Annotated in this window: 22 protein-coding genes; 15 read left to right on the top strand and 7 right to left on the bottom strand. The window is 61.4% G+C overall.

Going from position 1 to position 19,313, the window contains the following annotated elements; all coding sequences use genetic code 11:
* Positions 1-7 precede the first annotated feature (7 nt).
* From rimM to rplS, 3 genes are read left to right on the top strand one after another with little or no spacing between them, the layout of a single operon-like run.
* Positions 8-520, top strand: a complete 513-nt coding sequence (gene rimM / locus AT959_RS03780) for a ribosome maturation factor RimM (protein WP_066880746.1) — start codon at positions 8-10, stop codon at positions 518-520.
* Positions 517-1,281: a tRNA (guanosine(37)-N1)-methyltransferase TrmD gene (gene trmD, locus AT959_RS03775; protein ID WP_205629822.1), complete on the top strand. Its 765-nt coding sequence runs from the start codon at positions 517-519 to the stop codon at positions 1,279-1,281. Before rimM ends, trmD begins: the two co-directional genes overlap by 4 nt.
* 25 nt (positions 1,282-1,306) lie before the next feature.
* Positions 1,307-1,678: a 50S ribosomal protein L19 gene (rplS, locus tag AT959_RS03770; protein ID WP_066880744.1), complete on the top strand. Its 372-nt coding sequence runs from the start codon at positions 1,307-1,309 to the stop codon at positions 1,676-1,678.
* 45 nt (positions 1,679-1,723) lie between these two features.
* Here the strand turns inward: rplS and AT959_RS03765 are convergent, their stop codons facing one another.
* From AT959_RS03765 to xseB, 5 genes are all read right to left on the bottom strand, one after another.
* Positions 1,724-2,104, bottom strand: coding sequence for a YkgJ family cysteine cluster protein (locus AT959_RS03765; RefSeq protein ID WP_066880742.1), 381 nt, complete (start codon positions 2,102-2,104; stop codon positions 1,724-1,726).
* A gap of 61 nt (positions 2,105-2,165) precedes the next feature.
* Positions 2,166-2,966: a GTP cyclohydrolase FolE2 gene (folE2, locus tag AT959_RS03760; protein WP_066880739.1), complete on the bottom strand. Its 801-nt coding sequence runs from the start codon at positions 2,964-2,966 to the stop codon at positions 2,166-2,168.
* 22 nt (positions 2,967-2,988) lie between these two features.
* Positions 2,989-4,845 carry a 1-deoxy-D-xylulose-5-phosphate synthase gene (dxs, locus tag AT959_RS03755; protein ID WP_066880737.1) on the bottom strand — a complete coding sequence of 619 codons (1,857 nt, stop codon included), beginning with the start codon at positions 4,843-4,845 and terminating at the stop codon, positions 2,989-2,991.
* A complete protein-coding gene (locus AT959_RS03750) occupies positions 4,845-5,738 on the bottom strand; it encodes a polyprenyl synthetase family protein (protein WP_066880735.1) in 894 nt (297 codons plus the stop codon). Before AT959_RS03750 ends, dxs begins: the two co-directional genes overlap by 1 nt.
* Complete coding sequence (gene xseB / locus AT959_RS03745; RefSeq protein ID WP_066880733.1) at positions 5,735-5,974, bottom strand: exodeoxyribonuclease VII small subunit; 240 nt, start codon at positions 5,972-5,974, stop codon at positions 5,735-5,737. The genes AT959_RS03750 and xseB overlap by 4 nt, the downstream gene beginning before the upstream one ends.
* Positions 5,975-6,079: 105 nt before the next feature.
* Between xseB and AT959_RS03740 the strand changes: the two genes are divergently transcribed.
* From AT959_RS03740 to AT959_RS20985, 5 genes are all read left to right on the top strand, one after another.
* On the top strand, positions 6,080-7,213 hold the full coding sequence (locus tag AT959_RS03740) for an aromatic ring-hydroxylating oxygenase subunit alpha (protein ID WP_066880731.1): 1,134 nt from the start codon (positions 6,080-6,082) through the stop codon (positions 7,211-7,213).
* An 83-nt stretch (positions 7,214-7,296) separates the two neighbouring features.
* Positions 7,297-8,148, top strand: a complete 852-nt coding sequence (locus AT959_RS03735) for a DMT family transporter (RefSeq protein WP_066880729.1) — start codon at positions 7,297-7,299, stop codon at positions 8,146-8,148.
* A 39-nt stretch (positions 8,149-8,187) separates the two neighbouring features.
* Positions 8,188-8,535: a SpoIIAA family protein gene (locus tag AT959_RS03730; RefSeq protein ID WP_066880727.1), complete on the top strand. Its 348-nt coding sequence runs from the start codon at positions 8,188-8,190 to the stop codon at positions 8,533-8,535.
* Positions 8,532-9,377 (top strand): sulfurtransferase, encoded by an 846-nt coding sequence (locus AT959_RS03725; RefSeq protein ID WP_066880725.1) that lies wholly within the window; start codon positions 8,532-8,534, stop codon positions 9,375-9,377. The genes AT959_RS03730 and AT959_RS03725 overlap by 4 nt, the downstream gene beginning before the upstream one ends.
* 48 nt (positions 9,378-9,425) lie before the next feature.
* Positions 9,426-9,635 carry a hypothetical protein gene (locus tag AT959_RS20985; protein ID WP_157651201.1) on the top strand — a complete coding sequence of 70 codons (210 nt, stop codon included), beginning with the start codon at positions 9,426-9,428 and terminating at the stop codon, positions 9,633-9,635.
* On the opposite strand, the gene queG is transcribed toward AT959_RS20985, so the two are convergent.
* Positions 9,632-10,684: a tRNA epoxyqueuosine(34) reductase QueG gene (gene queG / locus AT959_RS03720; protein ID WP_066880932.1), complete on the bottom strand. Its 1,053-nt coding sequence runs from the start codon at positions 10,682-10,684 to the stop codon at positions 9,632-9,634. The two genes, AT959_RS20985 and queG, sit on opposite strands and share 4 nt — an antisense overlap.
* Here queG and tsaE point away from each other — a divergent pair.
* Positions 10,679-11,194, top strand: a complete 516-nt coding sequence (tsaE, locus tag AT959_RS20305; RefSeq protein ID WP_088178934.1) for a tRNA (adenosine(37)-N6)-threonylcarbamoyltransferase complex ATPase subunit type 1 TsaE — start codon at positions 10,679-10,681, stop codon at positions 11,192-11,194. The genes queG and tsaE overlap by 6 nt on opposite strands.
* A complete protein-coding gene (locus AT959_RS03715) occupies positions 11,128-12,465 on the top strand; it encodes an N-acetylmuramoyl-L-alanine amidase (RefSeq protein WP_066880723.1) in 1,338 nt (445 codons plus the stop codon). Before tsaE ends, AT959_RS03715 begins: the two co-directional genes overlap by 67 nt.
* A 6-nt stretch (positions 12,466-12,471) precedes the next feature.
* Here AT959_RS03715 and AT959_RS03710 read toward each other — a convergent pair whose 3' ends face one another.
* Positions 12,472-13,524 carry a GGDEF domain-containing protein gene (locus AT959_RS03710; RefSeq protein WP_066880721.1) on the bottom strand — a complete coding sequence of 351 codons (1,053 nt, stop codon included), beginning with the start codon at positions 13,522-13,524 and terminating at the stop codon, positions 12,472-12,474.
* Between the two features lie 158 nt (positions 13,525-13,682).
* Here AT959_RS03710 and AT959_RS03705 point away from each other — a divergent pair, with 158 nt between their 5' ends.
* The 5 genes from AT959_RS03705 to ispH are packed head-to-tail and all read left to right on the top strand — an operon-like array spanning position 13,683 to position 19,268.
* Positions 13,683-14,603 (top strand): bifunctional riboflavin kinase/FAD synthetase, encoded by a 921-nt coding sequence (locus tag AT959_RS03705; protein ID WP_066880719.1) that lies wholly within the window; start codon positions 13,683-13,685, stop codon positions 14,601-14,603.
* Positions 14,604-14,612: 9 nt separating this feature from the next.
* Complete coding sequence (ileS, locus tag AT959_RS03700; protein ID WP_066880717.1) at positions 14,613-17,411, top strand: isoleucine--tRNA ligase; 2,799 nt, start codon at positions 14,613-14,615, stop codon at positions 17,409-17,411.
* Positions 17,404-17,919, top strand: a complete 516-nt coding sequence (gene lspA / locus AT959_RS03695) for a signal peptidase II (protein ID WP_083518187.1) — start codon at positions 17,404-17,406, stop codon at positions 17,917-17,919. The genes ileS and lspA overlap by 8 nt, the downstream gene beginning before the upstream one ends.
* Complete coding sequence (locus AT959_RS03690) at positions 17,916-18,344, top strand: FKBP-type peptidyl-prolyl cis-trans isomerase (protein WP_066880712.1); 429 nt, start codon at positions 17,916-17,918, stop codon at positions 18,342-18,344. Before lspA ends, AT959_RS03690 begins: the two co-directional genes overlap by 4 nt.
* Entirely contained in the window at positions 18,345-19,268 is a 924-nt protein-coding gene (gene ispH / locus AT959_RS03685; RefSeq protein WP_066880710.1) for a 4-hydroxy-3-methylbut-2-enyl diphosphate reductase, read from the top strand.
* Positions 19,269-19,313 lie beyond the last annotated feature (45 nt).

Below are 19,313 nucleotides of genomic sequence, written 5' to 3'. Positions count from 1 at the left end.
TTTTGCTTTGACTGGCAACGATATCGTCGTTCTGGGGCGGCTCGCCGACCCTTACGGGATTCGTGGCTGGCTGAAGTTGCATGCTTTCGGTGACGACCCGCTGGACTGGGCGCAAATGCCCGTCTGGTGGATCAGCAGGGATGGCGAGCAGTGGCGTGAGTGCGGGCTGAAAAGCCTGAAAGTGCACGGTAATGGCTTGGTTGTCCTGCTTGATGGTGTCGATGACCGAACTGCTGCTGAGGCCTTGAAAGGCGTGTTGGTTGGCGCACCTCAGGCAGCCCTGCCGGCGACCGAGGAAGATGAGTTCTACTGGGGTGATTTGATCGGCCTGGAAGTCATCAATACGGCTGACGAGCGACTCGGTAAAGTGGTTGGCTTGCTTGAAACCGGTGCCAATGCTGTTTTGCGGGTGCTTGGTGACGACGATGTCGAACACCTGGTTCCTTTCGTTGCGGCAGTTGTGCTGGCGGTCGACAAAGAAGCGGGACGAATCCGGGTGGAGTGGGGCAGCGACTGGTGATCCGGTTTGACTGCATAACCATCTTCCCGGAGATGTTCGTTGCTGTAACGCAGAGTGGTATTACCCGGCGGGCGCTGGAAGAGCAGCGCTGGCAGTGGCAAGGCTGGAATCCGCGCGATTTCGCCGAGAATGCCTGGCGGCGGGTCGATGACCGCCCCTTTGGCGGCGGACCGGGCATGCTGATGCAGCCGGGGCCGCTGGAGAAGGCGATCGCCGCGGCGAAAGCAGCGCAGCGTCAGGCAGGTCGGGCGAAGAGCCGGGTGATCTACCTGTCGCCACAGGGTGCGTCGCTGACCCATGAGCGGGTGATGCAGCTGGCAACCGGTGATGAAGGATTGATCCTTCTTTGCGGTCGCTATGAAGGAATTGACGAGCGTTTGATCGAGCGCTGTGTCGATGAAGAAATTTCGATCGGAGATTTTGTGCTTTCCGGCGGCGAGTTGCCGGCGATGGTGCTGATTGATGCCGTCGTCCGCCAGTTGCCGGGCGTACTGGGAGATGCCGCTTCGGCGGTGGAAGACTCCTTTGTTGGTGGTTTGCTGGATTGTCCGCATTACACCCGCCCAGAAATTTACGAGGGCGAGGCAGTGCCGGAGGTCTTGCTGTCCGGCGACCACAAAAGAATTCGTCGCTGGCGGCTGAAACAGTCGCTGGCCCGGACCCGGAAGCGCCGGCCGGATTTACTGGCGCACCGCGTGTTGAGCGCGGAGGAAACGCAACTCCTCACGGAAATCGTCGGAGAGGAGCAATGCGGTGAGTAAGTGTTTATAAATTAAAGGATCTCACATGAACCTGATTCAACAACTCGAGCAAGAAGAAATTGCCCGTCTAGGCAAGACCATCCCTGACTTCGCACCGGGCGACACCGTTGTCGTGCAAGTGAAGGTCAAGGAAGGTAACCGCGAGCGTCTGCAGGCTTACGAAGGCGTTGTTATCGCCAAGCGTAACCGCGGCCTGAACTCCGCTTTCACCGTTCGCAAGATTTCTTCTGGCGAAGGTGTCGAGCGTACTTTCCAGTCCTACTCCCCGCTGGTTGCTTCCATTGAAGTGAAGCGTCGCGGTGATGTGCGTCGCGCCAAGCTGTACTACCTGCGCGAGCGTTCTGGCAAGTCTGCCCGTATCAAGGAAAAGCTGGTCCGCAAGACGACTGCTGCTTAAGCAGTTTTCTGAGGTTCAAAAAAGGGGCGCTTCGGCGCCCCTTTTCTATTTCCGTAACGGCAAGCCGTAGATTTTTCGCAGGCGGTTGCATTCCGGGTTGGCGTCGCCATCGGTTGTGTAGGCGGGAAACTCGCGGCAGGTTGAAGGGCGTCGGGCATAGATGCTGCACTGGCCGTTGTCTTGCAGTGCGATGCAGCGGCTGTGACCGTTCTCGGTGCCGCGCATGCAGGCTAGGAAGGGTGTAACCGGACTGGTGAGGTCGGCCGGGACGAAGCCGCCAGGCTGACTGTCGAGTTCGCCGTGGTAGAAGGAAACGCGGTAATGGTAGCAACAGGCCCCGCAGGCAAAGCAGGGATTGTCGGCCACAGCCATGTCGTAGAAGACGCGGCCGTCTTCCGTCTTGATGCTGGTTTGTGCCTTGCTCATGCAGGGGCCGGCCCGGATTGGCCGGCTTGAAAAAAAGCCGAGCCAACCCTTGGGGTGTGTATCAGGCGGTGGTCTTGTCGCGTTCGATCAGTGCGTAGGCCGAATGATTGTGGATCGATTCGAAGTTTTCCGATTCCACGGTGTAGGCGTCAATACGGCCTTCGGCATTGAGGCGGGCGGCGACGTCGCGCACCATGTCTTCGACGAATTTCGGGTTGTCGTAGGCGCGTTCGGTGACGTATTTCTCGTCCGGGCGCTTGAGCAGGCCGAATAGCTCGCAGGAGGCTTCGGCTTCGACCAGCTGGACCAGTTCCTCAATCCACACGAAGTCGTTGGTGCGGGCGGTGACGGTAACGTGCGAGCGCTGGTTGTGGGCGCCGTATTCGGAGATTTTCTTCGAGCACGGGCAGAGGCTGGTGACCGGGACGACGACCTTGACCGAGGTGGTGATCTGGCCGTTGCAGATATCGCCGATGAAGGTGACGTCGTAATCCATCAGGCTCTGGACGCCGGAGATCGGGGCGGTCTTGTTGATGAAGTAGGGGAAATTCATCTCGATGTGACCGGTTTCGGCTTCCAGTTTGACAATCATGTCGCCGAGCATGACCGGGAAGCTCTCGACCGAGATTTCGCGTTCGTGGCTGTTCAGAATCTCCACGAAGCGCGACATGTGGGTGCCTTTGAAGTTGTGCGGCAGGCCGACGTACATGTTGAACATGGCGATGGTGTGCTGGATGCCGGCGGATTTGTCCTGGACCCTGATCGGGTGGCGGATCGATTTGATGCCGACCTTGTTGATGGCGATCTGGCGCGTATCGGCGGAGTTCTGGACGTCGGGGATGTTGGGGGTTGGGGTGCTCATGAGCTGTTCTTTAACTAACGAATTATTGTTGGGTGGTATGGGAGCGCACGGCGCGCACGATGCCATCCTTGTCGAGGCCAAGTTCGGCCAGCAACTGGCCTTGTTCGCCGTGGTCGATGAAGCGGTCAGGCAGACCAAGGCGCAGTACCGGCACGGTCAGCCCGCGTTCGGCCAGCACCCGCTCGACTTCCGAGCCGGCGCCACCGATTACGGCATTCTCTTCGATGCTGACCAGCAGGGAATGGTTCCCGGCCAGTTCGACAATCAGCTCGGCGTCGATCGGTTTGACGAAGCGCATGTTGGCAACGGTGGCGTCAAGCTCGACGCCGGCCGCCACTGCGGCGGGAACCAGGCTGCCGAAGGCGAGCAGGGCAACATCTTTACCGCGGCGGCGGATTTCACCCTTGCCGACGGGTAGCGTATCGAGGTTCATTTCCGGGACGACGCCGGTGCCGCCGCCCCGCGGATAGCGAATCATGCTCGGGCAGTCCAGCGCGTAGGCCGTGGACAGCATCTTGCGGCATTCGCCTTCGTCGGCCGGGGTCATCACCACCATGTTCGGGATGCAGGTGACAAAGGAGAGGTCGAAGGTGCCGTGATGGGTCGGGCCATCGGCGCCAACCAGACCGCCGCGGTCGACCGCGAAAATGACCGGTAAATTCTGCAGCGCGACATCGTGTACCAGTTGATCGTAGCCGCGTTGCAGGAAAGTTGAGTAAATGGCGACGACCGGCTTGAGGCCTTCGCAGGCCAAGCCGGCAGCAAAGGTTACGGCATGCTGCTCGGCGATGCCGACATCGTAGTAGCGGTCGGCATGCTCGGCCGAGAAGCGCACCATGCCCGAGCCTTCGCGCATGGCCGGGGTGATGCCGACGAGGCGCGAATCGGCCTTGGCCATGTCGCACAGCCAGTCGCCGAAAACCTGGGTGTAGGTCAGCTTGGCCGGGCCCTTGGCCGACTGGATGCCGTCGCAGGCGGCGAATTTGCCGACACCGTGATAAAGAATCGGGTCGTTCTCGGCCAGCTTGTAGCCCTGGCCCTTCTTGGTGATGACGTGGAGGAACTTCGGGCCCTTAAGCTTCTTCAGGTTTTCCAGCGTCGGGATCAGGGCGTCGAGGTCATGGCCATCGATCGGGCCGTAATAATGGAAGCCGAATTCCTCGAACAGCGTGCCGGGGGCGATCATGCCCTTGACGTGCTCTTCGGCACGGCGCGCCAGTTCGAGCAGCGGCGGGGCGAAGCCGAGCATGTGGCGGCCGGCTTCGCGGGCGACGTTGTAGGTCTTGCTGGAGGTCAGGCGGGTCAGGATGTTGTTCAGGGCGCCGACCGGCGGCGAGATCGACATCTCGTTGTCGTTGAGGATGACCAGCATGTCGGCATCGGCGACGCCGGCATTGTTCAGTGCCTCGAAGGCCATGCCGGCCGACATCGCGCCGTCGCCGATGATGGCGATCGATTTGCGGTCCTCGCCCTTGTGCTTGGCGGCGAGCGCCATGCCCAGCGCGGCGGAGATCGAGGTCGACGAGTGGCCGACGCCGAAGGTGTCGTACTGGCTTTCGCAGCGTTTTGGAAAGCCAGAAATACCGCCGTGCATGCGCAGGCCGCTCATGCCTTCGCGGCGGCCGGTCAGTACCTTGTGGGCGTAGCACTGGTGGCCGACGTCCCAGACCAGCCGGTCGTCCGGGGTGTTGAACACGGCGTGCAGAGCGATGGTCAGTTCGACCGTGCCGAGGTTGGACGACAGGTGGCCGCCCGTTTTCGAGACGGAGTCGATCAGGAAGGCGCGCAATTCGGTTGCCAGTTGCGGCAACTGCTTGCGGTCCAGGCGGCGCAGGTCGGCCGGGCTGTTGATGTTTTCGAGCAGGCGGGAGGCGGTCATCAGAATTGCCGGTGGCAGATGAAATCGGCCAGTTGGGTCAGGCGCGCAGCGCGTTCGTCGAAGATGGCGAGGGCGTCGAGTGCATCGGCGCGCAGTTCGTCGGCGTATTGGCGGGCGGCGTCGAGGCCGAGCAGGCTGACATAGGTCGGCTTGGCGGCCGCTTCGTCCTTGCCGGCGGTTTTGCCGAGGGTGGCCGTGCTGGCCGTGCAGTCGAGAATGTCGTCGACGACCTGGAAGAGCAGGCCGGCGCGTTTGGCGAAGCGGTCGAGATTGCTGCGTTCTGCCGCTGAGAGCGGCTGGCCGGCCAGTGCGCCGAGCAGTACGGCGGCACGGATCAGGGCGCCGGTCTTCAGCGCGTGCATCAATTCCAGTTCCGGCTGGTTGAGCGCCTTGCCGACCGAGCCGAGATCGATGGCCTGGCCGCCGGCCATGCCGCGCGAACCGCTGGCGTGGGCGAGCAGGGTGATCATTTCGAGTTGGCCGGCCGGGTTGCCGAGCGGCTGGCTGGCCAGCAGTTCGAAGGCCAGCGTCTGCAGGCTGTCGCCGACGAGCAGGGCGGTCGGTTCGTCGAATTCGACGTGGCAGGTCGGTCGGCCGCGGCGCAGCACGTCGTCGTCCATGCACGGCAGGTCGTCATGGACCAGCGAATAGGCATGGATCAGTTCGACGGCGCAGGCCACGATATCAAGCTGTTCGGCGGCGGCGCCGGTCAGTTCGCCAGCGGCGAAGGCGAGCAATGGGCGAACGCGTTTGCCGCCGCCCAGCGTGGCGTAGCGCATGGCGTCGTGCAGGCGGGCGGGAATGCAGTCGTTGCCCGGCAGGTGCCGGGCGAGGGCGGTTTCGACGCGGGCCTGGGTGGCGGCCATCCAGTCGGCAAACGGGCTGACGCTCATGGGGCCTCCAGAGTCTTGCGGTCGACGTCCTTGAACTCGCCATTTTCAAGAATGCGGATCTGCGCTTCAGCATCGGCCAGTTGCGTCTGGCAGTGCTGCATCAGTTCCATGCCTCGGCGATAAGCAGCGATCGAAGCTTCGAGTTCGAGCTTGCCGCCTTCCATGCTGGAGACGATGTTTTCGAGCTCGCCGAGGGCGGTCTCGAATTTCATGTCGGCGATGGGGGATTGATCCATGTCAACGGGCTTCGGGGAAACACGCGAAAATACTCTATCCGGGGGCTTCTGGTCAAATTGCAGGGAGGGTAAAATCCTGTTTTTTCAACCCGCTGGAGGCATGGAATGTCCGACGTGGCGACTTTGTCCCGTTTGGCCCCAGCAGTTTCCCAACTGCCGGTGGACTGGTATTTCGACGAAAAGATTTTTGAGCTGGAGAAGAAGCTCATCTTCGATGCCGGTCCGGGCTATGTTGGCCACCAGTTGATGGTGCCCGAGGCCGGGGATTTTCGTTCGCTGGAGTGGAAGGACCATGGCCAGATGCTGCTCAACGGCGGCAACGAGGGCGAGCACGCCGGTATCTGGCAGATGTCCAACGTCTGCCGCCACCGCCAGGCGATCATGCTGCAGGGTTCCGGCAAGGTGCCGGGCAACATCGTCTGCCCGATTCATCGCTGGACGTACGACACCGGCGGTCAACTGATCGGCGCCCCGCATTTTCCGCAGAATCCCTGTCTCAATCTGAACAAGGCCAAGCTGGAAAACTGGAATGGCCTGCTCTTCAAGGGGCCGCGTTCGGCCGGAGGCGACCTGGCTGGCATGAATGTGGCGAGTCAGCTCGATTTCACCGGCTACAAGCTCGATCATGTCGAGATGCACGAGTGTAATTACAACTGGAAGACTTTCATCGAGGTCTATCTGGAGGATTATCACGTCGCGCCGTATCACCCGGGCCTGGGTAATTTCGTCACCTGCGACGACCTAACCTGGCAGTTCGGTGACTGGTATTCGGTGCAGCGGGTTGGCATTACCTCGCTGCAGAAGTCCGGTTCCAAGGCGTATGAGCGCTGGCAGAAGGCGGTACTCGATGTCTATGGTAGCGCCGGCAAGACGCCTGAGCATGGTGCCATCTGGCTGACTTACTTCCCGAACATCATGGTCGAGTGGTATCCGCACGTGCTGGTCGTGTCGACGCTGATTCCGCAGGCGGTGGACAAAACGCTGAACGTCGTCGAGTTCTACTACCCCGAGGAAATCGTCGATTTTGAGCGTGCTTTCATCGAGGCCGAACGGGCTGCCTACATGGAAACGGCGATCGAGGACGACGATATCGGCGAGCGCATGGACCGTGGCCGTTATGCGCTGATGAAGGAAGGGCGCAACGAAGTCGGGCCTTATCAGAGCCCGATGGAAGACGGCATGCAGCACTTCCACGAGTTCTATCGGCGGATCATGCAGGAACGGATCGCCTCCCGCTGATACGAATCAGCGGTCAGTAAGGTCGGTCAATAATCGGCGTCGGGGTAAAATCCGGCGCCTTTTTCTTATTTGAGTATTCACCAATGCAATCCCTCTGGATGCTGGTTGCCAGCCTGTTGTTCGCCTGCATGGGGGTTTGCGTCAAGTTCGTTGCGGCAACCCATTCCGCCGTCGAGATCACCTTCTATCGCAGCTTCATTTCGCTGATCCTGATGTTCGGGCTGGTCCGCCTGCAGGGCGTCAAGCTGGCGACGCCGCATTGGCGCTGGCATGTCAGCCGCGGCGTGGTCGGCTTCTCCGCCCTGTTCGCCTATTTCTACGCGATCACCTTGCTGCCGCTGGCGACGGCGGTGACGCTGAACTACACCTCGGCCATCTTTCTGGCCATCTACCTGGCGCTCTCCGGCATGCGTCTGCGTCCTGGCATCCTCGGCGCCCTGGTTGTTGGCCTGCTCGGCGTCGTACTGCTGCTCCGGCCGACGCTGCATGCCGAGCAACTGGTTGGCGGCCTGATCGGCCTCGGTTCCGGCGTGCTGGCCGGGATGGCCTACTTCAGCGTGCGCGAATTGGGCGAGCGCGGCGAACCGGAGACGCGCACGGTCTTCTATTTCTCGCTGGTCTCGTCGGTTTGTGGCGGCGTCTGGCTATTGTTTTCCGAATGGCATGCGGTCGACCTGCGCAGCGGCCTGCTTTTGCTCGGCGTCGCCTGTTTCGCCACGGTCGCCCAGCTGGCCATGACGCGGGCCTACACGCGCGGCAAGACGCTGATGTCGGCCGCCCTGGCCTACAGCACGGTAATTTTTTCCAGCCTGTTCGGCGCCCTGTTCTGGGGCGAGGTGATGGATGGCGCGGCCTGGTTCGCCATTGGCCTGATCATCCTTTCCGGCATTGCGGCGACGCATTTTTCCCGCGCCAGCCCGGTGGAACAGGATTAAACGGCGTTAAACTGAAACAAACAACAACGGAGTCAAATCATGATCGTCATCGACCATCAACCCAGCCGTGTCAGCGTGTCCGTCTTCGGCGAATTCACCTTGGGCGACTACAAGGAATTCGAAGAGGTCGTTAACTTCAAGGTCAAGTTCGAAGGTCCGGTCGATCTCTATTTCGACCTGAGCCAGATGGCCGATCTGACCATTGACGTCGCTTGGGAAGAAATCAAGTTTTCGCGGGCTCATGCCAACGATTTCAAGCGTGTTGCCGTGGTCACCGAGAGCCAATGGGTGACGTGGAGTGCCTGGTTGTCGCAGACCTTCGTCAATGCCGATGTCGAGGTGTTCACCAATGCCGACGAAGCGAAGGCCTGGCTGGACTCTGAATGAGCTTCACGACGCTGGTTGACGTCCCGACGCTGCGGGCGCATCTCGACGACCCGAACTGGCTGGTGATCGATGTCCGTCACCAGTTGGCCGACACTTCCTACGGCGAGCGGGTTTATGGCGACAGTCATATCCCGGGCGCCGTTTTTCTGCACTGCGACCGCGATCTTTCGGGGCCGATGAACGGGAGCAATGGTCGGCATCCGCTGCCGGACCGGCAAAAACTGGCGGCCCGGCTTGCCGGGATCGGCATCGGGCGGCAAACCCAGGTCGTGGTTTATGACGACGCGCAAGGCATGATCGCCGGCCGTTTGTGGTGGCTGTTGCGCTGGCTGGGGCACGACAAGGTGGCCTTGCTGGATGGCGGTTGGCAGGCCTGGCTGGCCAGCGGGGGCATGGTGACGGATGTGCTACCGACCTTGGTGGCGACGACGTTTGCTGCAACCGAGGGCATTGGCCCGGTCGACGCGGCCTACGTGCAGGAAAGACTGGAAACCCCGCATATGCACCTGATCGACGCGCGCAGTCCCGATCGCTATCGGGGTGAAAACGAAACCATCGATCCGGTTGGTGGACATATACCCGGCGCGGTGAACCGCTTTTTTCGCGACAATCTGCAAGCCGACGGCCGCTTCAAGCCGGCGGCGGAGCTGCGCGCCGAATGGCTGGCCGTGCTGGCCGGCAATACGCCGACGGCGGTGGTGCACCAGTGTGGTTCCGGGGTTTCCGCGTGCCACAACCTGCTGGCCATGGAGATTGCCGATTTGCCTGGTTCCCGACTCTACGCCGGGTCGTGGAGCGAATGGTGTGCCGATCGCGGGCGACCGGTGGCGCGCGGCGAGTGAGCCGCCGTTGACTGGCTGCTCGTCGACGGTCGCGGGTAAGGAGTGAGCATGGAAAGTCCGAGAACGGGGATCGCCATACTGGCCTTGCTGGCGGCGGCGACTGGGCTCGGGGCGGCTCTGGGCTGGCAGTTGCGTTCGCCGCAGCATATTCCCGAGGCAAAACTGGCGCCGCCGGTCGGGGTGCCGCCGGATGTTCGGCCGGGCTCTGACGGCTCAGAATATCCCGGAGCGACGAACGCAATCCAGCCAGTGCGCTAGCTTTTGGCCTGCAACTGTTGCAGCGCCCAGGCTACATGCTCACGCACCAGCGGGTCGGGATGTTCGGCCCTGCTTTTCAGGGCGTTTGCGGCGTCGACCGCAGGACTGCCGTTGCCCATGGCGACGGCGATATTCCGCAACCAGCGCGCATGGCCAATGCGGCGGATCGGGTTGCCGGCCAGCCGGTCGTTGAATTCAGTCTCTGTCCAGGCGAAGAGGTCTATCAGTTGTGCCGCATCCAGCCCGTGACGCGGTGAAAACTCGGGGTCGCCGAGTTGCGCGAAACGATTCCACGGGCAGCACAGTTGGCAGTCGTCGCAGCCATAGATGCGGTTGCCGATCAGCGGGCGGAACTCTTCCGGGATCGGGCCATCAAGCTCGATGGTCAGGTAGCTGATGCAGCGCCGGGCATCGACCTGATAGGGGGCAACGATGGCCTGGGTCGGGCAGGCGCTGAGGCAGGCGCTGCAGGTGCCGCAATGTTCTTCGATCGGCGCGTCGGGGACGAGCGGCAGGTCGGTGTAGATCTCGCCGAGAAAGCGCCAGGAGCCCTGTTTCGAGAGCAGCAGTGTGTGCTTGCCGCGCCAGCCGAGGCCGGCCTGGCGGGCAAATTCCACTTCCATGACCGGTGCCGAATCGGAAAAGACGCGATAGCCGAACGGCCCGATCAGCGCCGCAATGGCATCGGCCAGTTTCTGCAGGCGGCTGCGGATCACCTTGTGATAGTCGCGGCCCTGGGCGTAGCGTGAAATGGCTGCTTGCTCCGGCTGATCGGCGATTTTGGCGTGCGGCAGGTAGTCGACCGCAGCGCTGATCACGGTGATCGTGCCCGGGTGCAATTGCGGCGGATGGGCGCGTAATTCGGCATGCCGGGCCATATAATCCATCTCGCCGTGGCAACCCGCCGCCAGCCAGGCGCGCAAATGTTCGACGGCCGGCCCGGGCTCGGCCCGCGCTACGCCAACGGCGGCAAAGCCGAGTTCCTGGCCGGCCTCGCGGATTTTTTCCTTGAGTGCCGCGTAATCCACTGTGGAGTCCTGATCGTGCATAGCCCCGATGTTACCGCCGTTTTCGATTTGCCTGACGAGGCCGCCACCCAGCGCCTGGGCGAAGTGCTGGCCCCTGCGCTGCAGCCGGGGCTGGTGATTTTTCTCGAAGGCGACCTTGGCGCCGGCAAAACAACGCTGGTCCGCGCCCTGATTCGGGCACTCGGCCACCAGGGGCCGGTCAAAAGTCCTACCTATTCATTGGTTGAAGTTTACGTAATTTCGAGCTTATACTTATATCACTTTGATTTTTATCGTTTCGAGTCACCAGAGGAGTTTCTCGATGCGGGCTTTGACGAATACTTTAACGACACTGCAGTCTGTCTGGTCGAATGGCCGGAACGTGCTCAAGGCTGCGTTCCGTCGCCAGACCTGCGGCTGCGCCTTCATCATGCAGGTCTCGGGCGTATCGTCGAAGCCGTGGCAGATACACCGGAAGGGACGCAATGTATAAAGGCACTCGCCTCAGCCTGGGGCGACGGCAACTTCTCCGCTACGCCGGCGCCTCACTGATTCTTTCGGTGTCGCCGCTGGCCGGCGCCGCCACCAAGCTGCCGTCGGTGCTGGCGGTGCGTATCTGGCCTGCCGCTGATTACACCCGCGTCACCCTCGAGCACGACGCCCCGCTCAAATACAGCCATTTCATCGTCGAGAATCCCGACCGTCTGGTGGTCGATATCGAAGGCGTCGAATTCAACAGCGTCCTTGACAGTCTGGCGCGCAAGGTGGCGACCGATGATCCTTACATCAAGCTGCTGCGGGCCGGTCGCTTCAAGCCGGGGGTCGTCCGCTTGGTGATGGAACTGAAGACCAAGGCGACACCGCAAGTCTTCGAACTGAAGCCGGTCGGCGAATATGGCCACCGGCTGGTTCTCGATGTGTATCCGGTCAATCCGCCGGATCCGATGATGGCCTTGCTGGAAGGGCGCAAGGATGCCGTCGAGCCGCTGAAGATGGAGCAGGATTTCCAGATCGCCGAGAAAAAGCCGGAAGAGCCGGCGCCCAGGAAGCCGCTTGAGGCGCCGGAGGTGCAGACCAGCAAGAAATCCGGCAAACCGATTGTCGACCGTCTGGTCACTATCACCCTCGACCCCGGTCATGGCGGTGAAGACCCGGGGGCGATCGGCAAGGGCGGTTCCTACGAAAAAAATGTGACGCTGGAAGTGGCGAAGCGCTTGAAGGCGCGGATCGATGCCGAGCCGAACATGCGGGCGGTGCTGACGCGCGATTCCGACTTTTTCGTGCCGTTGCAGATGCGGGTGCAAAAGGCGCGCCGCGTGCAGTCCGATCTCTTCCTGTCGATCCATGCCGATGCCTGGATCAAGCCCGACGCCCGCGGCTCATCCGTTTTCGTCCTCTCCGAAAAAGGGGCGTCCAGTACGCAGGCCCGCCTGCTCGCCCAGCGCGAGAACGAGGCGGATCTGGTCGGTGGCGTCAATCTGGGTGCCAAGGATCTGTTCCTGGCGCGCACCCTGCTCGATTTGTCGCAGACGGCGACGATCAACGACAGCCTGAAGCTCGGCAAATACCTGCTTGGTGAGTTGGGGGCGGTCAATACCCTGCACAAGAACAACGTCGAACAGGCCAGCTTTGCCGTACTGAAGGCGCCGGATATTCCCTCGGCGCTGATCGAAACCGCTTTCATCTCCAATCCGGAGGAGGAGCGTCGGCTCAATGACGATGCCTATCAGGAAAAGCTGGCCGAGGCCATCGTGCGCGGCATTCGGCAGTATTTCATCAGGAATCCACCTGGCCCGAAAGCCCGGTTGGCAGCGCTCGGTTAAGTCGGCTTAAAACAGTTCGACTTCGCCTTTGGCGACTTGTCGGGCGACGAGTCGGCCGTCGGCGATCAGCGATTCGTAGCCGCAGACCTGGTTGCGTCCCTGGCGTTTGACGTAATAGAGCGCTTCGTCGGCGCGGTCGATAACGTCGGTGGGCGTATCGTTCGGCATCAGGCGGCTGAAGCCGATGCTGACGGTAACGTGGCCGATCCGGCTGAAAATCTGCTGCTCGACTGCGTTCCTGAAGCGCTCCAGGGTGGCCGCGGCGCTGGTCTGATCGGTCGGCTGCAGCAGGGCGATGAATTCTTCGCCGCCGAAACGGAAGAGTTGATCGTCGAAACGGAATGTCTGGCGCATGACCTGGGCCAGCATGATCAGTACCTCATCGCCGATCAGGTGGCCGAAATTGTCGTTTACACGTTTGAAGTGGTCGATGTCGCAGACGGCCAGCCAATGGCTTTCCTGGCCGGAGGTACCGCGCCGGCGCATGGGGTGCGCCTTGACGGACTGCTCTGGGGCTTCGTCGACGGCGGGTTTGCCGAGCAGTTCGAAGAGATGCTTGTCGAAAGTCTTGCGGCTGGCCAGGCCGGTCAGGGTGTCCGATTCGCCGTATTCGAGCAGTGCGATGTGGTTGTCGAAGTATTCGATCAGCCCCATCAGCGAGATGCGCAAGTCGGCCGCAAATTCTTCGGTGAGCGACAGGTCGAGCAGGTAAATCGGTTCGTTCAGCCGGTTGACCGGAAAGACAATCCGGTGGGAGCCATCGGCAAGCGGTTCGAAGACGGCGGAGCGCTCCTTGCGGCAGCGCTGGAGCAGCGGGTCGCGCTCGATCGGCTGGCAATATTGCTGGTCCGGCAGGTAGGCGTTATGGACGAAGCGGCTGTTTGCTCGCCAGCCGGCGCAAGCGAAGACAACCGTCTTGCCTTTGCTCGCGTAGCAGCGGTAAATGGTCAGCGCCTGCGGATGGAAGAGATTGACCATCGCATCAACCACGGCCGCATTGATCTCGGTGCGGTCCCGGCACGACGAGATTTTGACGATATGGCTGATCAGATCGAGCATTAAGCGGGATGTGCCTGAGGCGGATGGGGAACTGCCGATTATAGCGAAACGGGGGCGAGATCCCGGCGCTGAACCGGCGGCGCTTGCCTAATTGATCTTTGATGGTTGGCGGCGGGTGTAGGCCGTTATAATTCAACGTTTTCCTCGCCAGATAGCCCATGCGCGTCTTCCGCGGTCATTCGCGTCCCGTTCCTGCTTCGGTTGTGCTTGCCATTGGCAATTTCGATGGCGTACACCTTGGTCATGCCGCGCTCGTCAAACAGCTAGCCGAGGCGGCTGCACGCCTGCAGTTGGCGCCGACGGTGCTGACTTTCGAGCCGCATCCGCGCGAGTTTTTCGCGCCTGAATCGGCCCCGGCGCGCCTGTCGACCCTGCGCGAGAAGCTGGAGCTGCTCACCGACTGCGGCGTCAGCCAAGTCATGATCAGTCCGTTCAATGCGGCTTTTGCCGCGCTGACCGCCGACCAATTCATCGAGCAGGTGCTGGTGCGCGGTTTGCGCGTCCGGCATTTGATCATTGGCGACGACTTCCGTTTCGGCCGTGGCCGGACTGGCGATTTTGCGCTGTTGCAGGCAGCCGGGCAGCGTCTCGGCTTTACCGTCGAAGCGATGGGCAGCGTGATGCTTGATGGCGAACGAGTGTCGAGTTCCGGCGTGCGCCGGGCGCTGGCGGCGGGCGACATGGCCCACGCGGCGCGTCTGCTTGGCCGTCCTTACATCATGGATGGCCAGGTCACGCATGGTGACAAGATCGGTCGCCAGCTCGGCTTCGCGACGGCCAATCTGCGCATCAAGCACAACCCCTTGCCGATGAGCGGCGTCTTTGCCGTTGAAGTCGGCGGCTTGGGCGACAGTCCGCTACCCGGCGTCGCCAATCTCGGTATTCGCCCGACGGTGGGCGGCACGCGCCCGCTGCTGGAAGTGCATCTCTTCGATTTCGACCGCGATATTTACGGGGCGCACATCTCGGTGCGCTTCGTGCATAAATTGCGTGCCGAACAACGCTTTCCCAATTTCGATGCCCTCAAGGCGCAGATCGCGGCAGATGCCGTGGCGGCCCGGGCATTCTTCAAGCTGTGAGCACGCAAAATGGCTGATTACAAAGATACCCTGAACCTGACCGACACCGCTTTCCCGATGCGCGGCGACTTGCCGAAGCGCGAGCCGCAATGGGTCGCCCAATGGCAGGAGAAAAAACTCTACCAGCGTATCCGTGAAGCCTGCGCCGGCCGGCCGCGCTTCGTGCTGCACGATGGCCCGCCTTATGCCAACGGTGATATCCACATCGGTCATGCGGTCAACAAGATCCTCAAGGACATTATCGTCCGCTCGAAGACGCTGTCCGGCTTCGACGCGCCCTACGTGCCGGGCTGGGACTGCCACGGCCTGCCGATCGAGCACCAGATCGAAAAACTGCATGGCAAGAACATCCCGGCCGACAAGGTTCGCGAACTGTGCCGTACCTATGCCGCCGAGCAGGTCGAGCGCCAGAAGAAGGATTTCATTCGCCTGGGCGTGCTCGGCGACTGGGGCAATCCGTATCTGACGATGAACTACTCGGCCGAGGCCGGTGAAATCCGTGCCCTGGGCAAGATTCTCGAACAGGGTTATCTCTATCAGGGCCTGAAGCCGGTGAACTGGTGTCTCGACTGCGGTTCGGCACTGGCCGAGGCCGAGGTCGAGTACGAAGACAAGCATTCGCCGGCGATCGATGTTGCCTTCGAGGTGCATGCCAATCACGCCGAAAAACTGGCCACGGCCTTCGGCCTAACCCATTTGCGCGGCCCGGCCTTTGCCGTGATCTGGACGACGACGCCGTGGACCCTGCCGGCCAACGAAGCGGTCAGCGTTCATCCGGAACTGACCTACGACCTGATCGAAACCGAGAAGGGCGCCCTGATTCTGGTTCGCGAACTGGCCGAAGCCGCGCTCAAGCGCTACGGCCTGGAAGGCAACACCATTGCCTCCTGCACTGGCGACAAGCTCGACCAGATTCTGCTCAAGCACCCGTTCCAGCCGCGCGACGTGGCCATCATCTGCGGCACGCACGTCACCACCGAGGCGGGTACCGGCCTGGTGCACACGGCACCGGCGCATGGTGTGGACGACTACAACATCGGCAAGAAATACGGCCTGCCAGTCAATAACCCGGTCGGTAACGACGGCCGCTTCATCAGTACGACGCCGGCGCTGTCGGTTGGTGACCTGGCCGGCAAGACGGTTTGGGAGGCCAACCCGCTGGTCCTGCAGGAACTTGAGTCCTGCGGTCGACTGCTCAAAAACGAGAAAATCCAGCACAGCTACCCGCACTGCTGGCGCCACAAGACGCCGATCATCTTCCGCGCCACGACGCAGTGGTTTATCGGCATGGAACACAAGCAGGACGAGAACGCGTCGACCCTGCGCTGGATCGCCGAGCGTGCCGTCGATGAAACGCAGTTTTTCCCGGCCTGGGGCCGTGCCCGTCTCGAAGGCATGATGAAGACCCGGCCGGACTGGTGCGTCTCTCGCCAGCGCAACTGGGGCGTGCCGATTCCCTTCTTCCTGCACAAGGAAACCGGGTTGCCGCATCCGCGTACCGCCGAACTGATCGAACTGGTCGCCCAGCGCGTCGAAAAGGCCGGCATCGAAGCCTGGTTCAGTCTGGATGCCGCCGAATTGCTCGGCGCCGAAGCCGAGCATTACGTCAAGATGAAGGACACGCTGGACGTCTGGTTCGATTCCGGCACAACGCACTGGCACGTGCTGCGTGGTTCGCATGCTGCCGAGTCGACCTATCCGGCTGATCTCTACCTCGAAGGCTCCGACCAGCATCGCGGCTGGTTCCAGTCCTCGCTGCTCTCCGGTTGCGCCATCGATGGCCGCGCCCCGTACAAGGCGCTGCTGACGCACGGCTTCGTGGTCGACGGCAAGGGCCACAAGATGTCGAAGTCGAAGGGCAACGTCATCGCACCGCAGCAGGTTTCCGACAAGATGGGCGCCGACATCCTGCGCCTGTGGACGGCGTCGACCGATTACTCCGGTGAACTGTCGATTTCCGACGAAATTCTCAAGCGCGTCGTCGAAGGCTACCGCCGCATCCGCAACACGCTGCGTTTCCTGCTGGCCAATCTCTCCGATTTCGATGTCACCAAGGACATGCTGCCGGTCGAGCAATGGCTGGAAATCGATCGCTATGCGCTGGCCCTGACCCGCGAACTGCAAACGGATTGCCAGGCCGACTACGAGCGCTACGAGTTCCATCGGGTCGTCCAGGCCCTGCAGACCTTCTGCTCCGAAGATCTGGGCGGTTTCTACCTCGATATCCTGAAGGACCGTCTGTACACGACGGCACCGAATTCGGCGAGCCGCCGTTCGGCGCAGTCGGCTCTGTGGCACATCCTGCAGGCCTTCACCAAGCTGATGGCGCCGATCCTCTCCTTCACCGCCGAGGAGGTCTGGCAGATCCTGACCGGCGATGCCGAGCAGTCGGTCATGCTGCACACCTGGCACGACCTGCCGAAGCCGGCAGGCGAGGGCGAACTGCTGGCCAAATGGGCGCAGGTGCGTACCGTGCGAGCCGATGTCACCAAGGCGCTCGAAGCCTTGCGCGAAGCCGGCCAGATCGGCTCTTCGCTGCAGGCCGAGGTCGAATTGCATTGCGCTGGCGAGAAATTCGATTTGCTGAACTCCTTGGGCGATGACCTCAAGTTCGTGCTGATTTGCTCCAAGGCTGCTGTCGTCAAGGCTGATGAAGAAAAACTGGTGGCGCAGTCGTCGACGCATGGCAAATGCGAGCGTTGCTGGCACGTGCGCGAGGATGTCGGGGCCAATGCCGAGCATCCGACCCTGTGCGGCCGCTGCGTCAGCAACCTGCATGGTGAAGGCGAGGTCCGCACGCATGCCTAAGGCGGCGCACTGGTATGCGCTGGCCGGATTGATCGTCGTGCTGGACCAACTGAGCAAATGGATCGTCCTCGAGAACATCCGGCTCGGCGAGGTGCTCTACGTTGCGCCCTTCTTCAACTGGGTGCTGACCTTCAATCCGGGGGCGGCCTTCAGCTTTCTCGCCGACCAGCCGGGCTGGCAGCGCTGGTTCTTTTCCGCGCTGGCCGTCGGGATTTCCGGCTGGATCGCCGTCATGCTGCGTCAGCATCCTCAGCAGAAATTGCTGTCGCTGGCCCTGGCGCTGGTCATGGGGGGCGCGCTCGGCAACGTCATCGACCGCATCCGCTTCGGCGCGGTGGTCGATTTCATTCAATGGCATGTGGCCGGCTACTACTGGCCGGCCTTCAATATCGCCGATTCCGCCATTACGGTCGGCGCGGTTTTGCTTGTTTTTGAGCAGTTGACCGCGACCGGGAGGAAGTCCCCTGGCGGGACAGCAGGCAAGAAAACCGAGGAGAAAAACCAATGACAGCGGTGCGTTCGGATAGTTACCTGACCCTGCATTACCGCATCACCACGCTCGATGGCGAGGAGTTCCTGTCCACCTTCGACATGAGCCCGGCCACCTTGCAAATGGGTAGCGGCCAGTTGGCCGAGAATCTGGAGTCGGTGTTGATCGGCTTGCCGGCGCACGAGCGCTTTGTTTTCCAGTTGGAGCCGGCGCAGGCCTTCGGCATGCACAATGAACGCCTGGTCGAACGCATCGCCCGCAGCGGCCTGCCGGCCGAGATGGAACTCAAGGAGAATTCCGTCGTCGAATTCACCGCCCCCAACGGCGGCACCTTCGCGGGCTTCCTGCGCGAGCTGGACCCGACGCACGCCCTGTTCGACTTCAATCACCCGATGGCCGGAAAAACGATCCGCTTCGAGGTGGAAATTATCGGAATCATGTAAATGCAAGTCATCCTCGCTAACCCTCGCGGCTTCTGTGCCGGCGTCGAACGGGCCATCGCCATCGTTGAACGCGCCCTGGAAAAATTCGGCGCCCCGATCTATGTCCGCCACGAAGTCGTGCACAACAAATTCGTCTGCGACGACCTGCGTGCCAAAGGGGCAGTCTTCATCGAGGAGTTGAGCGAAGTGCCGGCCGGCAGCACGGTAATCTTTAGTGCGCATGGCGTTTCCAAGGCTGTCCGTGAGGAAGCGGATGCGCGCGGTCTGAAAGTCTTCGATGCAACCTGTCCGCTGGTCACCAAGGTTCATGTCGAGGTCGGCAAGATGCGCAACCAGGCACGGGAAGTGGTGATGATCGGCCACAAGGGCCACCCGGAGGTTGAGGGGACGATGGGGCAGAGTGGTGATGGGATGTATCTGGTGGAAACCACCGATGATGTTCAGCAGTTAAAGGTGAACTCGCCTGAACAACTTTCCTTTGTAACCCAGACGACGCTATCGGTTGATGATGCTTCAAAAGTCATTGATGCTCTTAAGTCCCGCTTTCCTGAGATTCAGGGGCCAAAAAAAGATGATATTTGCTACGCCACTCAAAATCGCCAGGATTCGGTCAAAACGCTAACGGAGCAATGTGATCTGGTGCTGGTTGTCGGTAGCCCGAATAGCTCCAACTCCCGTCGCTTGCGAGAGGTGGCAATAGCGCGTGGCGTCGATGCATATTTGATCGATGGTCCTGATGAAATTGATGCTGGCTGGTTTGATGGGAAGAAGCGCGTCGGTGTGACAGCTGGTGCTTCGGCACCTGAGGTTCTGGTTTTGCGTGTGCTTGACCGGATTAAAGAACTGGCTGATGCGACGGTTGTACAAGCAAATGGTGTTGTTGAGGGGGTTTCCTTCCCATTGCCACGGGAATTGCTCAGCTAGAAACGCACAATTTTTGAACGATAAAAAGGCCGGTTCGAAGAACCG

This window comes from Dechloromonas denitrificans, assembly GCF_001551835.1.
Lineage (GTDB): Bacteria > Pseudomonadota > Gammaproteobacteria > Burkholderiales > Rhodocyclaceae > Azonexus > Azonexus denitrificans.
Note: the sequence above shows the minus strand (reverse complement) of the source record. Positions and strands in the feature narration are given on the sequence as shown.

What these genes read in the sequence shown, in the direction of transcription:
- AT959_RS03730 (WP_066880727.1), top strand. Translation starts at nt 8,188, where the DNA reads ATGATCGTCATCGACCATCAACCCAGCCGTGTCAGCGTGTCCGTCTTC.
- AT959_RS03765 (WP_066880742.1), bottom strand. Translation starts at nt 2,104, where the DNA reads ATGAGCAAGGCACAAACCAGCATCAAGACGGAAGACGGCCGCGTCTTC.
- AT959_RS03740 (WP_066880731.1), top strand. Translation starts at nt 6,080, where the DNA reads ATGTCCGACGTGGCGACTTTGTCCCGTTTGGCCCCAGCAGTTTCCCAA.
- AT959_RS03710 (WP_066880721.1), bottom strand. Translation starts at nt 13,524, where the DNA reads ATGCTCGATCTGATCAGCCATATCGTCAAAATCTCGTCGTGCCGGGAC.
- AT959_RS03715 (WP_066880723.1), top strand. Translation starts at nt 11,128, where the DNA reads ATGTATAAAGGCACTCGCCTCAGCCTGGGGCGACGGCAACTTCTCCGC.
- ispH (WP_066880710.1), top strand. Translation starts at nt 18,345, where the DNA reads ATGCAAGTCATCCTCGCTAACCCTCGCGGCTTCTGTGCCGGCGTCGAA.
- queG (WP_066880932.1), bottom strand. Translation starts at nt 10,684, where the DNA reads ATGCACGATCAGGACTCCACAGTGGATTACGCGGCACTCAAGGAAAAA.
- folE2 (WP_066880739.1), bottom strand. Translation starts at nt 2,966, where the DNA reads ATGAGCACCCCAACCCCCAACATCCCCGACGTCCAGAACTCCGCCGAT.
- AT959_RS03725 (WP_066880725.1), top strand. Translation starts at nt 8,532, where the DNA reads ATGAGCTTCACGACGCTGGTTGACGTCCCGACGCTGCGGGCGCATCTC.
- xseB (WP_066880733.1), bottom strand. Translation starts at nt 5,974, where the DNA reads ATGGATCAATCCCCCATCGCCGACATGAAATTCGAGACCGCCCTCGGC.
- AT959_RS03750 (WP_066880735.1), bottom strand. Translation starts at nt 5,738, where the DNA reads ATGAGCGTCAGCCCGTTTGCCGACTGGATGGCCGCCACCCAGGCCCGC.
- AT959_RS03735 (WP_066880729.1), top strand. Translation starts at nt 7,297, where the DNA reads ATGCAATCCCTCTGGATGCTGGTTGCCAGCCTGTTGTTCGCCTGCATG.
- AT959_RS03705 (WP_066880719.1), top strand. Translation starts at nt 13,683, where the DNA reads ATGCGCGTCTTCCGCGGTCATTCGCGTCCCGTTCCTGCTTCGGTTGTG.
- AT959_RS03690 (WP_066880712.1), top strand. Translation starts at nt 17,916, where the DNA reads ATGACAGCGGTGCGTTCGGATAGTTACCTGACCCTGCATTACCGCATC.
- ileS (WP_066880717.1), top strand. Translation starts at nt 14,613, where the DNA reads ATGGCTGATTACAAAGATACCCTGAACCTGACCGACACCGCTTTCCCG.
- dxs (WP_066880737.1), bottom strand. Translation starts at nt 4,845, where the DNA reads ATGACCGCCTCCCGCCTGCTCGAAAACATCAACAGCCCGGCCGACCTG.
- rplS (WP_066880744.1), top strand. Translation starts at nt 1,307, where the DNA reads ATGAACCTGATTCAACAACTCGAGCAAGAAGAAATTGCCCGTCTAGGC.
- lspA (WP_083518187.1), top strand. Translation starts at nt 17,404, where the DNA reads ATGCCTAAGGCGGCGCACTGGTATGCGCTGGCCGGATTGATCGTCGTG.
- AT959_RS20985 (WP_157651201.1), top strand. Translation starts at nt 9,426, where the DNA reads ATGGAAAGTCCGAGAACGGGGATCGCCATACTGGCCTTGCTGGCGGCG.